General features: G+C 28.0%; 19 protein-coding genes. 16 read left to right on the top strand and 3 right to left on the bottom strand.

The features are described from left to right. Positions 1-717, top strand: a complete 717-nt coding sequence (locus tag LPB03_RS03765; RefSeq protein WP_065319205.1) for a YebC/PmpR family DNA-binding transcriptional regulator — start codon at positions 1-3, stop codon at positions 715-717. Between the two features lie 137 nt (positions 718-854). Here LPB03_RS03765 and LPB03_RS03770 read toward each other — a convergent pair whose 3' ends face one another. Continuing rightward, positions 855-1655: a TIGR00266 family protein gene (locus tag LPB03_RS03770; protein WP_065319390.1), complete on the bottom strand. Its 801-nt coding sequence runs from the start codon at positions 1653-1655 to the stop codon at positions 855-857. A 199-nt stretch (positions 1656-1854) separates the two neighbouring features. Between LPB03_RS03770 and LPB03_RS16725 the strand changes: the two genes are divergently transcribed. Further along, entirely contained in the window at positions 1855-2001 is a 147-nt protein-coding gene (locus LPB03_RS16725) for a hypothetical protein (RefSeq protein ID WP_170324209.1), read from the top strand. Between the two features lies 1 nt (position 2002). Here the strand turns inward: LPB03_RS16725 and LPB03_RS03775 are convergent, their stop codons facing one another. Next, on the bottom strand, positions 2003-2458 hold the full coding sequence (locus LPB03_RS03775) for a DUF4442 domain-containing protein (protein ID WP_065319204.1): 456 nt from the start codon (positions 2456-2458) through the stop codon (positions 2003-2005). 222 nt (positions 2459-2680) lie between these two features. Here LPB03_RS03775 and LPB03_RS03780 point away from each other — a divergent pair, with 222 nt between their 5' ends. The 12 genes from LPB03_RS03780 (at position 2681) to LPB03_RS03835 (ending at position 12923) form a co-directional block, all read left to right on the top strand. Next, the gene (locus tag LPB03_RS03780) at positions 2681-3121 is read left to right on the top strand and encodes a DUF4870 domain-containing protein (RefSeq protein WP_065319203.1); all 441 of its coding nucleotides are present in this window, start codon (positions 2681-2683) and stop codon (positions 3119-3121) included. A gap of 166 nt (positions 3122-3287) precedes the next feature. Next, complete coding sequence (locus LPB03_RS03785; RefSeq protein ID WP_065319202.1) at positions 3288-3632, top strand: PadR family transcriptional regulator; 345 nt, start codon at positions 3288-3290, stop codon at positions 3630-3632. Next, entirely contained in the window at positions 3625-5313 is a 1689-nt protein-coding gene (locus LPB03_RS03790) for a PspC domain-containing protein (protein WP_065319201.1), read from the top strand. The genes LPB03_RS03785 and LPB03_RS03790 overlap by 8 nt, the downstream gene beginning before the upstream one ends. Before the next feature lie 106 nt (positions 5314-5419). Further along, positions 5420-6145: a head GIN domain-containing protein gene (locus LPB03_RS03795; RefSeq protein ID WP_065319200.1), complete on the top strand. Its 726-nt coding sequence runs from the start codon at positions 5420-5422 to the stop codon at positions 6143-6145. Positions 6146-6320: 175 nt separating this feature from the next. Beyond that, positions 6321-6782, top strand: a complete 462-nt coding sequence (locus LPB03_RS03800; protein WP_170324208.1) for a nuclear transport factor 2 family protein — start codon at positions 6321-6323, stop codon at positions 6780-6782. 358 nt (positions 6783-7140) lie between these two features. Further along, entirely contained in the window at positions 7141-7899 is a 759-nt protein-coding gene (locus tag LPB03_RS03805; RefSeq protein ID WP_065319198.1) for a hypothetical protein, read from the top strand. Positions 7900-8075: 176 nt separating this feature from the next. Further along, entirely contained in the window at positions 8076-9224 is a 1149-nt protein-coding gene (egtB, locus tag LPB03_RS03810) for an ergothioneine biosynthesis protein EgtB (protein ID WP_065319197.1), read from the top strand. 1 nt (position 9225) lies between these two features. Then, on the top strand, positions 9226-10173 hold the full coding sequence (locus LPB03_RS03815) for an L-histidine N(alpha)-methyltransferase (protein WP_065319196.1): 948 nt from the start codon (positions 9226-9228) through the stop codon (positions 10171-10173). A 4-nt stretch (positions 10174-10177) separates the two neighbouring features. Next, the gene (locus LPB03_RS03820) at positions 10178-10840 is read left to right on the top strand and encodes an aspartate/glutamate racemase family protein (protein ID WP_065319195.1); all 663 of its coding nucleotides are present in this window, start codon (positions 10178-10180) and stop codon (positions 10838-10840) included. 78 nt (positions 10841-10918) lie between these two features. Beyond that, positions 10919-11773, top strand: coding sequence for an SDR family oxidoreductase (locus LPB03_RS03825; protein ID WP_065319194.1), 855 nt, complete (start codon positions 10919-10921; stop codon positions 11771-11773). 1 nt (position 11774) lies between these two features. Further along, positions 11775-11969 carry a hypothetical protein gene (locus LPB03_RS03830; protein WP_065319193.1) on the top strand — a complete coding sequence of 65 codons (195 nt, stop codon included), beginning with the start codon at positions 11775-11777 and terminating at the stop codon, positions 11967-11969. 180 nt (positions 11970-12149) lie between these two features. Then, positions 12150-12923 carry an NYN domain-containing protein gene (locus tag LPB03_RS03835; RefSeq protein WP_065319192.1) on the top strand — a complete coding sequence of 258 codons (774 nt, stop codon included), beginning with the start codon at positions 12150-12152 and terminating at the stop codon, positions 12921-12923. A gap of 112 nt (positions 12924-13035) precedes the next feature. Here the strand turns inward: LPB03_RS03835 and LPB03_RS03840 are convergent, their stop codons facing one another. Continuing rightward, positions 13036-13443 (bottom strand): DUF2721 domain-containing protein, encoded by a 408-nt coding sequence (locus tag LPB03_RS03840; protein ID WP_065319191.1) that lies wholly within the window; start codon positions 13441-13443, stop codon positions 13036-13038. Positions 13444-13546: 103 nt separating this feature from the next. Here LPB03_RS03840 and LPB03_RS03845 point away from each other — a divergent pair, with 103 nt between their 5' ends. Both LPB03_RS03845 and LPB03_RS03850 read left to right on the top strand, forming a co-directional pair. Next, a complete protein-coding gene (locus tag LPB03_RS03845; protein WP_065319190.1) occupies positions 13547-14308 on the top strand; it encodes a DUF1206 domain-containing protein in 762 nt (253 codons plus the stop codon). A 30-nt stretch (positions 14309-14338) separates the two neighbouring features. Next, positions 14339-15007, top strand: coding sequence for a M15 family metallopeptidase (locus tag LPB03_RS03850; RefSeq protein ID WP_083187143.1), 669 nt, complete (start codon positions 14339-14341; stop codon positions 15005-15007). The last annotated feature ends 75 nt before the right edge of the window (positions 15008-15082 follow it).

A 15082-nucleotide genomic window follows, 5' to 3' on the forward strand; every position in this document is an offset into this window, starting at 1 on the left:
ATGGGTAGAGCATTCGAACTTAGAAAAGGACGCAAAATGAAACGTTGGTCAGCAATGGCTAAAACCTTTACTAGAATTGGTAAAGATATTGTGATGGCTATTAAAGAAGGTGGTCCTAATCCTGAAGCAAACTCACGTTTGAGAGCTGTTATGCAAAATGCGAAGGCTGCAAACATGCCTAAAGAGAATGTTGAAAGAGCTATTAAAAAAGCGACTGATAAAGATACAGCAGATTATAAGGAAGTTCTTTTTGAAGGCTATGCTCCTCATGGAATTGCTATTCTTTTAGAAACTGCAACCGATAATAATAATAGAACTGTTGCCAATATTAGAGCCGCTTTTAATAAAAATGATGGAAATTTAGGAACTTCTGGTTCTGTTGTTTTTATGTTTGATCATGTGTGTAATTTCACCTTGAAAAAAGAAGATATTACTACAGATTTAGAGGAATTAGAATTAGAATTAATCGATTTTGATGTTGAAGAAGTTTTTGATGATGAGGATGGAATTATAATTTATGCGCCTTTTGAGCAATTTGGTTCTTTACAATCTTATTTTGAAGAAAATAACATCGAAATTATATCTTCTGGTTTTGAAAGAATTCCAACATCTACTGTAAAATTAAACGACGAGCAAAAAGCAGATGTAGAAAAATTATTAGAAAAATTAGAAGAAGATGATGATGTAAATTCTGTATATCATTCTATGGAAAATTAATTTTTTCTTATTTATAAAATATTAAAATCCTAAACTTTTAAAAAGTTTAGGATTTTTTTTATTTCAATTATTTTAAAAAATTTAGTTTTTGGCTGATACAAAAGTTCTCGGTACTATTTTGTATAAATTTAGAATTTTTAAAACCTATTATCTCCATCTAATAAATCACCTATTCCTCCTAAAACAGAGCCTTCTCCTCTACTTCCATTACCTGTTTGTGGAGCCATTGCTAAAACTCTTCCTGCTAATCTGCTAAAAGGTAAAGATTGAATATACACAGTTCCTGGTCCACGTAAAGTTGCAAAAAATAAGCCTTCACCACCAAAAACAGTGTTTTTAATGCCTCCTACAAATTCTATATCATAATCAACATCTTTTGTAAAACCGACGATACAACCTGTATCTACTTTTAAAACTTCACCCTGTTTTAAGATTTTTTTAGCCATAGTTCCTCCTGCATGAATAAAGCCTAAACCATCACCTTCCATTTTTTGCATGATAAAACCTTCGCCACCAAATAAACCTCTACCTAGCTTTTTTGAGAATTCAATTCCGATTGAAACTCCTTTTGCTGCGCATAAAAAAGCATCTTTTTGGCAGATAAATTTCCCACCAAATTCATTTAAATCGATAGGAATAATTTTTCCTGGATAAGGAGATGCAAAAGAAACTTGTTTTTTACCAATTCCATCGTTGGTAAAAACGGTCATAAATAAACTTTCGCCAGTTAAAATTCGTTTTCCAGCAGAAAATATTTTGCCTAAAATCCCTTTTTCCTGATTAGAACCATCACCAAAAATTGTATTCATTTTTATGTGGTCGTCCATCATCATAAAAGTACCAGCTTCTGCAACAACACCTTCTTGAGGATCTAATTCAATTTCTACAAATTGCATTTCTTCTCCAAAAATCTTATAATCGATTTCGTGAGCATTCATAGTGTTATTTCTTTTTGGTGAATTGTTTGGTAGTTTATCTTGAAACATAGTTTTAGTATTTTAATTGATACTTATAAGATGATTAAGATATTATTTTGTTACATAAATAGACCATAAAATTCTTAAATTTAATAATTTCTTAAGATTTTATTGATGTATAGGTTTTAAAATTTAATCTACTTTTGAAAAAAAAATAACAATGAAATATTTATCTCCAGAATTAGAAGCTTTTTACAAACAATTTGAAACAACTAAATCTTTAGTACGCACCAATGTTTCTTGTGGAATTTTTCAAGATTGTGATTATACTGAAGAAAGACCTAAATTATATAAAAAGAAACAATAGTTTACGATTTCACTTTTAAACTCCAATGAAAATTAAAGTTAGAAACTACTACTCCATCTTTATTTTTTCCTTCAGAAGTTAAAACAATTTTTTGCCCTTCTCCTGTAGCTATCGATTTTTGAATGGCTTCTCTAATTTCATTTCCTCCAGTGCAAGAAAATGTAATTTTACCAGTTGCTTTTTTAAAAAAATCGGCTTCTTGATGTGTCACTAACATCGAAACTTTACGCTTAGAATCATCAATTGCCTTCATCACTAAAATACCTGTTGGCATTTCTGCAGCCATTCCTTGTGCAGCCCAAAACATACTTTGAAACGGATTTTGGTTCATCCACCTATGTTTTATAGTAACAATTACTTCTTTATCTGTAATTGATTGTACACGAACTCCACCAAAATATGCTAAAGGAAGTTTTATAAAGTTAAAAAAATTGACTTTTGCAGGTGTAAATTTCATTTATATAATTTAAAAATGGACTGTGAGACTAAATTGAATTAAAATTAAATTCGCTTTCAAAGATAGCTAAAATTTAATTAAAGTCAATAATAACAGTAGTTTTAAAGCTTTTTATAAAAACTCACAAATGTTAAAAAAATGTTAATTATAGTACTATGTATTGCACAATACCTTTTTAAGACCATATATTTGCATAAGAAAGTATTATATCAATTTTAAAAAATGAAAAACAACAACCAAAATACCAACGCCTTTTTAATTCATATTTCTGCATTTGCAGGTTTTATGTTTCCATTTGGCAATATTATTACGCCTTTAATTGCTTGGCAAACCTTAAAAGATAGAAGCACTTATTTAGATGAACAAGGAAAAGAAGCTGTAAATTTTAATATTAGTTATACACTTTACGTATTTTTATTAACCATTTTATTTATTCCTTTTGCATTTGGATCTCTATTTAATAGGCACAGAAATCATATAAATTGGAATAATTTAAATATTAATTTCGATTTTGGCTTCGATAACTTTTATAGTTTTTTAGGCTTTGGATCCATTGCTGGAATTATTTACATTATAGGAATTGCCTTAGTAATTATAGCTTCTATAAAAGCAAGAAATGGCGAAAATTATAAATATCCTTTTACGATAAAATTTGTGAAATAAAGCCTCCCTTAATTCCTATAAAAAGGTAAATATATTGAAAACAGAAAAAATAAAAACTGAAGAAATTCAGTTTAAAAATTAAAAATATGATTTTAACAAACAAAATGCTCACGCCACAATTTCTTTCCTTTGGGAAGAATAAGATGAGCTTTCAAACAAACAATATATGAAGATTGAAAACACAAAAGCACAAATGCGAAAAGGTGTTTTAGAATTCTGCATTTTATCTATCTTAAATAATGGAGATGCTTATACTTCTGAAATACTCGAAACGCTAAAAGAGGCTGAGATGATTGTGGTTGAAGGAACCATTTATCCACTTTTAACCCGATTAAAAAATGCAGGTTTGCTAACTTATAGATGGGAAGAATCAACCTCTGGACCTCCAAGAAAATATTATGTTTTAACAGAAAATGGAGGCATGTTTTTAAAGGAATTAAGCAAAACATGGAATAATTTAATTAACTCAGTAAGCCAAGTAACTAGTAAAAAATCAACTACCAATGAATAAGACTATCAACATAAATTTAGGAGGATTTTTCTTTCATATAGATGAAGTTGCCTATCAGAAATTACGAAGATATTTAGAATCTATTTCTAAGTCTTTAAGTGATGATCCTCAAGGAAAAAATGAGATTATTGCAGATATAGAAGCAAGAATTAGTGAACTTTTATCAGAAAAAATAACGGATGCAAGACAAGTTGTTAATGAAAACGATATTGACGATATTATTAAAATAATGGGTCAACCAGAAGACTATGCAGATGCAGAAGAAGCTTATAGCGATTCTAGTTATTCGTACCAAAGAAATACAGCTTCTAGCAGAAAATTATTTAGAGATGGAGATGACAAATTTTTAGGTGGTGTTTGTTCTGGTATTGGTCATTATTTTAATATTGATGTAATTTGGGTAAGAATTTTATTCATTGTTTTAGTGGCCTCTGGTTTTTCTCCATTAGCATACATTATTCTTTGGATTTTGTTACCTGAAGCAAAAACAACTGCAGAAAAATTGCAAATGGAAGGCGAAGCTGTAAATATCGATAATATCGAAAAAAAGATTCGCGAAGAATTTAATAATATGTCAGAAAACGTAACTGTTTTTGCCAACAAAGCATCAGAAAAAATAAAAGATGGTGCCAGCGAGTTTTCAGATAAAATGAATAAAACGTTTTCAGCAAAGACAAAAAAAAATAACGGAGCAAGCGATTTTTTTGATACAATAGGTAAAATTATACTTGCCATTTTTAAGGTAATTGGAAAGTTTATTGGTATCATCATAATATTTGTTTCTGCTGCTGTTATTTTATCTCTTATTATTGGAGGGTTTTCAATTGGAAGTTTAGAGTGGTTAAATGTAGATGGTTTAGAATATCCACCATTTTTCCATGATTCAATTTTGCCTGTTTGGTCACTTACTTTAGCAGGATTATTACTAATAGGAATTCCTTTTTTAATCTTATTTATTTTAGGTTTAAGAATTTTATCTAGCAATGTGCAAAAACTAAGCAAACCTGCTTCTTTATCTCTATTAGGTATTTGGCTTATTTCTTTATTAGCCATTATTTTTACTGGATTAGATTTTGGAACATCGCATGCAAATTATGGGCAATCAACAACAAAAAATACTTTAAATATTGTTGCCAATGATACGTTGCAGGTTAAAATGGTAAATGATGATACTATTTATTACAAACCAACTTTAAGAAGAAGTTCTCGAAAAGAAGAAGTAGAAGTTGATGGGGAGAAATTAGTGTACACTAATAATATAAAGGTTGATGTTAGAAAAAGTAGTTCTGATGAAAGCTATTTCATCATTCAAAAAGAATCGAAAGGTAAAAGTAAAAGTAGCGCAAGTTTAAATTCAGAAAAAATAAAATACAAATTTAAAATTGTAGACAATACCATTATTTTAGATGCTTATTTTTTATCAGATTTCAAAAATATTTGGAAAGATGAAGAAGTAAATATTATTTTTTATCTATCAGAAAATGTAACTGTATATTTTGATGCTTCCACAAAAGACTTTTTATCTAATATTGATAATGAAGAAGATATTTATGATAAAGAAATGGTTGATCATCACTTTAAAATGACACCTAAAAATTTAACCTGCACAGATTGTGAAGTTAAAGATGATGAAAAAATCATTGATATTGAAGTGGAAACTGAACCTAAAAAAGAAGACTAAGTTGTTTTTAGACAATTCAGTACAAAAAAACCACAGTTGGGCAACCAAATTTTCTTTTTAAGCGTCTATTAAAATACATTTGAAGAGTAAAACAAAATCAACTATTATGAAAACATCAATCAAAACATTTTTTTCAGTACTATTTTTAGCAACTATTTTAAGTTCTTGCAACGCAAATATGTTTAATAGTGTTAACGGAAATAATAACGTACTTACCGAAAACAGAAGCTCAAAAGCAGATTTTACAAAAATAACCATCAGTACAGGTTTAGATTTGTACATAACTCAAGGTTCTAAAAATGAAATTGTAGTAGAAGCTGATGAAAATTTACACGACATTATTTTTACAGAAATTAATGATGGTGTTTTAAAAATTTATTCCGAGAAGAATATTTGGAGAGCAGAAGCTAAAAAAATTCATGTTACTATAAAAAATTTAGAAGCAATTACAGCTACAAGTGGTGCAGATGTATATGCTGAAGAAATGATAAAAACCAATACAATAAATGTAATTGCCACAAGTGGTGCAGATATTAGACTTTCTTTAGATGCCAATTCTGTAAGCACAACAGCTACAAGTGGTGCTGAAATTAAAATTGCTGGAATTGCAAACAATCACACTTCTACAGCAACAAGTGGCGCTTCTATAAATGGGTATGATTTAGAGAGTAAAAATGTAACTGTTAAGGTTACAAGTGGTGCAGCTATTAACATTTTTGCTTCTGAAAACATGGATGCAGTTGCTACAAGTGGTGGAGATATCGATTTTAAAGGAAATCCTAAAAAAATTAATAAAACATCCACTTCTGGAGGTAGTATTTCTGCTAAATAAAAATAGCATTTAAAAATTTAATCAACCAAAAATTGATTTCTTGAGGTTGTAATAAACCTCAAGATTTCTTTCATCTTTTCTTCTATTTGAAAAGAAAATCAACCAACTAATTATGAATTCGTTTTTGAAACCTTTTGAAAAATCATATTTATACAAAATTGTTTTTGTCTTTATAATGTTTGTCTATTCCTTATTTACAAATGCTCAAGTTGATAAAAATTCTGAAATTTATAAAGTATTAAAAGCTAATGACAGTATTATTTTTGACAGAGCTTTTAACAATTGTGAGGTTGACAAGTTAGAATTAATAATCGCAGATGACATCGAATTTTATCATGATATTGTTGGTGTTCAAAATAGAGAAGAGTTTATAAATGCTGTTAAAAACAATATTTGTTCAAATCCTGGAACCTATACAAGAAAATTAGTTGAAAACTCTTTGGAGGTTCATCAACTTAAAAACAACGGAACAATTTATGGTGCCATTCAAAAAGGCAAACACGATTTTTATGTTAAAGAAAATAACAAAATTCGTAAAACAGGCACTGCACAATTTACACATCTTTGGATTTTAGAAAACGAGAAATGGAAATTAAAACGCGTTTTAAGTTTCGATCATAAAAATGCCAAAGAATAAAAATTTATGAGAAAGCTAACTTCTCATAATAGTACTAATACTTGGTTTTATTAGTTTACTTGGTAAGTCGTCGTTTTGTATAAAAACGACGCTTACTTTTTTTTGTCCTAAATCTATTTTAATTTAATTATTCGTTTACACTGAAGCTTTTCAGTATATTTCATCTCCTATTTATTCTTTTTAACTGTTTAACAATTTCATTTTTCTTAATTTTTAATAAATATTCCTTAAAAGAGTGTTAACCTCTTTTGGGATATCATTTAAAAAAAAGGAATTTCATTAGATTGTGAGTAAAATTATTCAAATAGCTTGTAATTACAATAAGTGTTTGCAATAATTATAACTGACCATTCTTAAAATGAAAAAAATTATTATCCTTTTATTGTTGCTAACACTAACGTCTTGTTCATTAATTTTTCCTAGTAGAGTTTTAAAACGAAGTGGTGTTTTTAAATCCAAAGGCGAATTGAAAGTTGTAAAAAGCGACAGAGAGGAACAAAAAATACTTTTTCTGGGAATGCGTCATATTGGTAGAAAAGAATTTTACGATGATGTTGCAAAAAAGATCGATTCTTTGCAAAAGTTAGAATATGTTGTTTTTTACGAAAATGTTAAGGATACTAAAGACGTAGATTTCTTAACAGCTAAAAATAGTGCAATGAAATTAAGAAAGTTATTTGGGTATTCTCCTGAAAAACATCTAGACACAGCCACAAACATTATAGCAGGAAAAATAAAATATAGAGGAAAATACAAATTAATAAATCAACCAAAATATAGTGCTTTAAAAGCTGATTATTTAACTGCAACTTGGAGCGATGTTGGCTTGACTGAATTAATCACTGAATTTGAAAAAAAATATTCAGAAATAAAACTAGATAGCTGTGACTTTAAAACTGACCTAAAAAATAGAGATTATAAATGTAAAAAAGCAAAAAGAAAACTAGCTAAAAATTTTAAAAAAGAATTTATTTCAGATTATAGAGATAAACATTTAGCCAATAAAATAATTGAAAGCAAAAAAAATAAAATTTTAGTAGTTTATGGGGCTGCACATTACTATGGTTTATGGTGGCAATTTCAAGATTTAGATAAAAGTATTTCTACAAAAAAATAAAAATATATTTTATAAACTCAACTTTCTGTATTTGCTCTAACACATATATTTGTAACGCTATCAATAAGAATTGTAAGTTTTAAAGCTATAATTATTATCTTGGTCTCTATATTTTTAAAATCAACAGAAAACAAAAATATGTTTACTAAAAAAGAATATATAAAACCAAAATATAAATGAGTTTACTGGAAAATTATCAGCAAATAAGACAAAAAACTATTGAGTTTTGTAGTCTTTTAGAAATAGAAGATTATGCAATTCAAGTAGTTGACTTTGCGAGTCCTGCAAAATGGCATTTAGCACATACAACTTGGTTTTTCGAAACTTTTATTCTAAAAAATCAGGTAAAAGACTATCAAGAGTTTGATAAAAACTTTAATTACCTTTTTAATAGTTACTATAACAATGTTGGTAAGAGAATTTTACAAAACAACAGAGGTAATATGTCTAGACCAAGTACTAGTAAGGTTTTAGATTACAGAAAATATGTAGATGTAAAAATGCAAGAATTTCTAAAAGATATTGCTGATAAAAAAGTGATAGATTTAGTAACACTTGGTTTAAATCATGAACAACAACATCAAGAATTACTTATTACAGATGTTAAATATATGTTGGGTCATAATCCTTTGTTACCTAGTTTAGATTCAGCATTTAATTTAGTAAAAGACAGTAATATTGATACAAAAAAAATAAAAATAAAAGCTGGCATTTATGAAATTGGTTATCAAGGAAACGATTTTTGTTATGATAATGAATTAGGAGTTCACAAAGTTTATGTAGATGATTTTGAAATAAACAATCACTTAATTACAAATGGAGAATACTTAGAGTTTATGAATTCTGGAGGATATTCAGATTTTAATTTTTGGTTAGATGAAGGTTGGACTTGGGTTAATAATGATAAAATAAATGCACCAATGTATTGGCATAAAATTGATAACGAATGGCATTATTACACACTTGCAGGATTGCAAAAAGTAGATAAAAATGCTATCCTGTCACACATTAATTATTACGAAGCTAGTGCTTTTGCAGAATGGAAAGGAATGCGATTACCAACCGAATTTGAATGGGAAATTGCTTCCAACAATTTAGATTGGGGAAAACGTTGGGAATGGACCAACAGTGCCTATTTAGCATACCCAAGATTCGAAAAAGAAAATGGAGCTGTTGGCGAATATAATGGCAAATTTATGAGTAATAAAATGGTCTTGAGAGGTGCATCTGTGGCTACTTCTAAAAATCATAGTAGAAATACGTATCGCAACTTTTTTCATTCTTCAGACAGATGGCAATTTACTGGATTAAGATTAGCGAAATAATATGAAAAATACATTTAAAAAAGAGGTTCAACAAGGTTTGGATGCAAACCCAAAAACGTTACCTTCAAAGTATTTTTATGATGAAAAAGGAGACGCTCTTTTTGTTAAAATCATGAATTCTCCAGAATATTATTTAACAAGATGTGAGTTTGATATTTTTAAAAACAAAACTCAAGAACTTATTAATTCTTTTGATATTCAAAAAGATTCTTATTTTGAGTTAATTGAATTAGGAGCTGGTGATGGTTTAAAAACAAAAGAATTACTAAAAGTATTAGTCAATAAAAAATACAATTTTGATTATCTACCAATTGATATTTCTTCGAATGCTTTATCACTTTTAAAAGAAGATTTAAAAACTGAGATTCCAGATTTATCTATAAAAACACAACAAGGAGATTATTTTGAAGTTTTAGACTCCTTAAAAACAAGTAAAAAACCAAAAGTAATATTATTTTTAGGTTCTAACATCGGAAATATGAATGATGAATTAGCTTCAAAATTCATTTATAATTTAGGAACAAATCTTAATTTGGGTGATAAATTATTGCTGGGTGTTGATTTGATAAAATCGAAAGAAATTGTGGGTCCAGCTTATAATGATAGTAAAGGAGTAACTGCAAAATTCAACCTTAATTTGTTAGATAGAATTAATAAAGAATTAGATGGTAATTTTGATATTAAGCAATTTAAACATCAACCAGAATATGATGAAAAAGAAGGAATTGCAAAAAGCTTTATAATGAGTACAGCAAATCAATCTATAGAAATTAAAGCCATTGATAAAACCTATCATTTTGCAAAAGGAGAAAAAATTCACACTGAAATATCTAGAAAATATAATGATGAATTGATTCAAAAAATCATCACAGATACAGACTTTAGTTTAAAAACTAAAATTATGGATAGTAAAGCTTATTTTGCTGATTATATTTTGAATAGAAACTAACAGAATGGTTAAAACTAAACTTGCAATATTAGGTCTTGGAAGTAGATCAACTTCCTTTTATTTAAAGAGACTAAATAACATTTACAATAAAAAAAATGGAGGTTATAGTACATGCCCGTTTTTACTTTTAAATGCAAATTTTGATGTAATTAATTCACTTTTACCTGCTGTTTCAGAAAAATTAGATGCAGCAGTTTCTTATTATATCAATCAAATAAAAAATTTAAATATTGATTATTTATTGATTCCAAACATTACACTTCATGAAACTATTGATCGATTGAATATTTCTCAAAATATCCTACATCCTGTTCATCTAAGCATTGCAAAAATCAAAGAAAACAGATGGGAAAAAGTGGTTCTGTTTGGCTCCTTATTTAGTATGAAATCCGATTATATCAAAAATCAATTTAAGGAAAATGGCATTGAGGTACTTCTCCCAAATGAAAAAGATATGGTTTTTATTGATGAAATAAGAAAACGAATTTATAACGAATCAGAAACTGATGATTTGGTGAAAAAGTATCATTCAATTATTCAAAAATATACTGAGATAAATCCTGTAATATTATCGTGCACAGAACTATCTATCTTAAAACCAACAGACAATAAAATGCTTTTAGATATGGCAGAAATACAGATGGAAACAGCTGTAAAACAAGTTTAATTTAGAATATATGTATCACTTATTAACTTTAAGTTAAACCAACAGATTTTATTTCATCTAAAAACTAAAAAAAATAATATGAAAATAGCAGTAACATCAGCAAGTGGAAAATTAGGTGCTTCCATTGTGAAACACTTAATTAAAGAAATTGGAAAAGAAAATGTGATTGGAATTGCTAGAACACCAGAAAAAGCAACCCATTTAGGAGTGGAAATAAGAAAAGGAGATTACAACAATAAATCCGATTTTGAAATTGCTTTACAAGGGGTAAATGCTGTGCTTTTAGTTTCAGGAATGGACGAGCCACAAAAAAGAATTGAGCAACATAGAAATGTAATTGAAGCCGCAAAAAAAAATGGTGTTGCTAAAATTGTATATACAAGTATTATTGGAGCTGAAGAAAATAATGCCTTTAGCCCAATAGTACAAACCAACAGACAAACAGAAAAAGATATTCGTGAATCTGGTTTAGATTGGGTAATTGGTAGAAATGGAATTTATATTGAGCCAGATTTGGAATACTTAGAGACCTATATAAAAGAAGGCGAAATAAGAAATTGCGCTGAAAATGGAAAATGTGCGTATACAAGTCGTGTAGAATTGGGCTATGCGTATGCAAAAATGCTAGTTGAAAACAAACATAATGGAAATACATATAATTTAGTTGGAGAAGCAATTACGCAAACTGAATTAACAAATTACATCAATAAAGTGTTTAACACAAAATTGGTTTTCAATCCTGTTTCAGAGAAAGATTATTTAGAAGAAAGAAAAGCGGCATTAGGCGATTTTATTGGAACTGTAATTGCTGGAATTTACCAAGGAATAAAAGAAGGTGCCAATGATGTAGCATCAGATTTTGAAAAAGCTACTGGAAGAAAACATGCTACTCCTTTAAAAATGATGGAGAGCTTTAAATTAAAAATAAACTAAAATGAGTGATGTTGCAAACTGCCCAACTTGTGGTGGAAAATCAAAAATCAAGAACAAAAATAACGAGATAACTTATATAGCGATTCAAGATGATGACTTACTAAAAAAGGTTGGTCAACTAAAAAATGCGATGCAAAAGTTTAAAGAAAAAGCAGAAACTTTAGAGAAAGAGCTTGCAGAACTAAAAGCTAAATAAAGAATTAATTGAATTGCTAAGTTTCGAATAAATATTAAAATTACCACAATTGTTTTATCTGATTTTTATTTACTAACTTTCATGTTCAACAATACATTAAAGATTATCGTAATTATTTAGCTAAAAATAGTCTCATTGTTCTTTCAATCAATATAAAAAAACTTAAAACTTCGTAACAAGATGGAAAATAAATTCAATATTTCAGTATTAATAGATGGTGATAATGCTCAACCAAAACTAATTAAAGAAATTATTGATGAAGTTTCTAAATACGGAAAAGCAACTATTAGAAGGATTTATGGTGATTGGACATCGCAACAAATGAATAGTTGGAAAGCAATTATTAACCAACATTCCATTACTCCTATTCAGAAATTTTCTTACACAACTGGTAAAAACTCTACTGATGGTGCTTTAATTATTGATGCTATGGATATTTTACATGGCAAAAATACAGAAGGTTTTTGTATTGTTTCTAGCGATAGCGATTACACTGGTCTTGCCAAAAGAATTCGAGAAGAAGGTTTATTTGTTATGGGAATTGGAGAGAAAAAAACACCAACTGCTTTTGTAAAATCTTGCGAAGTTTTTACGTTTACCGAAAACTTAAAAGAAGAAGCTGAAGAGAATGAGGAAAATGATGAGAAAACAACTTCTGCATCGAAAACCATTAAAAAGACAACAACTAAAAAAACAAAAGAAGTTACACCTAATTTAAGACTCTCTAAAGATGATTGGAAAACAGTAATGAAAGCTTTTGATATTTCTACAGATGAAGAAGAAAAAGCACATATATCAACCTTAGGTTTAAATCTTAGAAAAATAGATCCTAGTTTTGATCCAAGAAGTTATGGTTTTAAAAGTTTAACAAAACTCTTTGCAAACATCGAAAAATTTGAAGTTATTAAAAATGAAGTAAATGGTTTAAATCATCCACTTTTAAAAATGAAATAATAATTAAAATTCAATTGATTTAGAGAAATCAACTTTAGTGTTAGTGAAATATCTTTTTTAGAAATTTGGTTTTGAGAACATTTTACAAAGCTATAATTTCGATCAAAAAAACTTACTTTTTCTCTAAATATTCTTCAATATCTGCTATGTGATGTTGCAAAGCCTGTGTAGAAATTTGAATTTCTTTGATTAACAAAGCTAATGAAATCAATAGTAAAACTAACCCTAAACCAAAAGCATAGACTGCAATTACAGCATACCCTATAAAAATTAAAAACATCGTTAACACACAGAATAACAAACTTGTAATTCCGAAAATTTGCATAAATTTTGTCAAGTTTAAACGCAATTTTAAGTTTTTAATTTGTCTTAAAAGCGAATCGTCTTTTTCTTTTAAATAACGATCATGCAAACTTCTAATTACTGAAGCATAAGCCAAAAAACGATTTGTATACGCAAGCATAATCAAAGAAATTGCCGAAAATAAAAGTGCTGGAGTTGTTAAGGTAAGTTCGTTCATAAGATGCAAAATTAGCTATTTATTTGAAAAACATTCATATTTAAACTGATTGTATTAGAAACAAACATCTTTTAACACTAATTTTGTTTTTATATTTTTAAATATGATGCAAAAAATACGAACTGTAGGTTTTTATACAAAAGGGTTTCTATATATAGTTTTAGGGATTTTAACCTTTTTAGCAGCTTTAAATTTAGGTGGAAAAATAGCGAATAAAAATGGTGTCATTACTTTTTTACAAGATCAAATTTTTGGTAAAATGCTTTTAGCAATTACTGGGCTTGGTATTTTAGCCTATGCAGTTTGGCGATTTTTTAAAGCTTATAAAGTACTCAAGAAAAAAGATGATAAAACAAAGTATTTTTTAAGCATCGATTTTTTTACACGAGGAATTATTTATGGTTCTTTTGCAGTATCAATTCTTTATAAAGTATTTAATATTTCAAGTAATGATGTTTCAAAAGAAACAATGGTATCCAAAGTATTACAAATAGAAAATGGCGAATATATTATTTATGCTTTGGCAATTATCGTATTATTTTCTGCATTGAATCAATTTTATATCGTGTATCAAAAAAGCTATCTGAAACATATAAAGCAATCAAAAAACATAGAATCTTTTAGTTTCTTAGAAAAATCTGGCAAATTCGGAATTGGTTCAAGAGGTGTTTCGTTTTTAATATTTGCATGGTTTATTTACAAAGCAGCTTCAACCAAAAATCCAGGTAAAATAAAAGGAACTCAAGAAATGTTTAGTTATTTGCATAGCTTATCTTTTGGTGATATTTTAATGGCAATTATGGCTTTAGGTTTTATTTCTTATGGTATTTTCCAATATTTTTATGCCAGATATAGTTCCTATTAAACTTCCCTCCTTTTTTAGTATTTTTGAACTATGAAAAAAATACTTTTCTTATATATTTTCGCTTATAGTACTTTAAATTTTGCGCAAAAACTGCCTAATGGTTTTGTTTATTTAGAAGATGTTGATGCATCAATTCAAAAAGAATTACGGTATTTAAGCAACAATAATTTTATTGGTAGAAAAATTGATGGTTATAAAAATAATTGTGTAATTATTACAGAGCAAGCTGCTCATCAACTTAAAAAAGTACAAACCGAACTTTTAAAAAAAGGATTAAGTTTAAAAGTTTTTGATGCATACAGACCACAAGAAGCTGTAAATCATTTTGTGAAATGGGCAAAGGTTTTGAGTGATACTTTAATGAAGCAAGAATATTACCCAAAAGTGCCAAAATCGCAATTATTTAACCAAGGATATATTGCCTCAAAATCTGGACACACAAGAGGAAGCACAATAGATTTAACAATTATTGATGTAAAAACTGGCAAAGAATTGGATATGGGAAGTCCTTATGATTTTTTCGGAGTTCAATCACATCCTTTACATTCAAATTTATCGAAAGAACAAAAAGAAAATAGAATGTTATTAAGAAAAGTGATGTTAGAAAATAATTTTAAACCTTATGAAAATGAATGGTGGCATTTTACATTAAGAAATGAACCTTTTAGAAACACTTATTTTAATTTTCCTGTTGAATAATAATTTTTAACAGTTTGTAAAGAACATCAATAAAAATCGGCATTATATTTGTACTATAATGGCTGTAAATATATT

The organism is Polaribacter vadi, from assembly GCF_001761365.1.
Lineage (GTDB): Bacteria > Bacteroidota > Bacteroidia > Flavobacteriales > Flavobacteriaceae > Polaribacter > Polaribacter vadi.

Bases quoted from the DNA above. Each gene is read 5' to 3' on its own strand.
- LPB03_RS03765 (WP_065319205.1), top strand. From the start codon at position 1: ATGGGTAGAGCATTCGAACTTAGAAAAGGACGCAAAATGAAACGTTGG.
- LPB03_RS03770 (WP_065319390.1), bottom strand. From the start codon at position 1,655: ATGAATGCTCACGAAATCGATTATAAGATTTTTGGAGAAGAAATGCAA.
- LPB03_RS16725 (WP_170324209.1), top strand. From the start codon at position 1,855: ATGAAATATTTATCTCCAGAATTAGAAGCTTTTTACAAACAATTTGAA.
- LPB03_RS03775 (WP_065319204.1), bottom strand. From the start codon at position 2,458: ATGAAATTTACACCTGCAAAAGTCAATTTTTTTAACTTTATAAAACTT.
- LPB03_RS03780 (WP_065319203.1), top strand. From the start codon at position 2,681: ATGAAAAACAACAACCAAAATACCAACGCCTTTTTAATTCATATTTCT.
- LPB03_RS03785 (WP_065319202.1), top strand. From the start codon at position 3,288: ATGAAGATTGAAAACACAAAAGCACAAATGCGAAAAGGTGTTTTAGAA.
- LPB03_RS03790 (WP_065319201.1), top strand. From the start codon at position 3,625: ATGAATAAGACTATCAACATAAATTTAGGAGGATTTTTCTTTCATATA.
- LPB03_RS03795 (WP_065319200.1), top strand. From the start codon at position 5,420: ATGAAAACATCAATCAAAACATTTTTTTCAGTACTATTTTTAGCAACT.
- LPB03_RS03800 (WP_170324208.1), top strand. From the start codon at position 6,321: ATGTTTGTCTATTCCTTATTTACAAATGCTCAAGTTGATAAAAATTCT.
- LPB03_RS03805 (WP_065319198.1), top strand. From the start codon at position 7,141: ATGAAAAAAATTATTATCCTTTTATTGTTGCTAACACTAACGTCTTGT.
- egtB (WP_065319197.1), top strand. From the start codon at position 8,076: ATGAGTTTACTGGAAAATTATCAGCAAATAAGACAAAAAACTATTGAG.
- LPB03_RS03815 (WP_065319196.1), top strand. From the start codon at position 9,226: ATGAAAAATACATTTAAAAAAGAGGTTCAACAAGGTTTGGATGCAAAC.
- LPB03_RS03820 (WP_065319195.1), top strand. From the start codon at position 10,178: ATGGTTAAAACTAAACTTGCAATATTAGGTCTTGGAAGTAGATCAACT.
- LPB03_RS03825 (WP_065319194.1), top strand. From the start codon at position 10,919: ATGAAAATAGCAGTAACATCAGCAAGTGGAAAATTAGGTGCTTCCATT.
- LPB03_RS03830 (WP_065319193.1), top strand. From the start codon at position 11,775: ATGAGTGATGTTGCAAACTGCCCAACTTGTGGTGGAAAATCAAAAATC.
- LPB03_RS03835 (WP_065319192.1), top strand. From the start codon at position 12,150: ATGGAAAATAAATTCAATATTTCAGTATTAATAGATGGTGATAATGCT.
- LPB03_RS03840 (WP_065319191.1), bottom strand. From the start codon at position 13,443: ATGAACGAACTTACCTTAACAACTCCAGCACTTTTATTTTCGGCAATT.
- LPB03_RS03845 (WP_065319190.1), top strand. From the start codon at position 13,547: ATGATGCAAAAAATACGAACTGTAGGTTTTTATACAAAAGGGTTTCTA.
- LPB03_RS03850 (WP_083187143.1), top strand. From the start codon at position 14,339: ATGAAAAAAATACTTTTCTTATATATTTTCGCTTATAGTACTTTAAAT.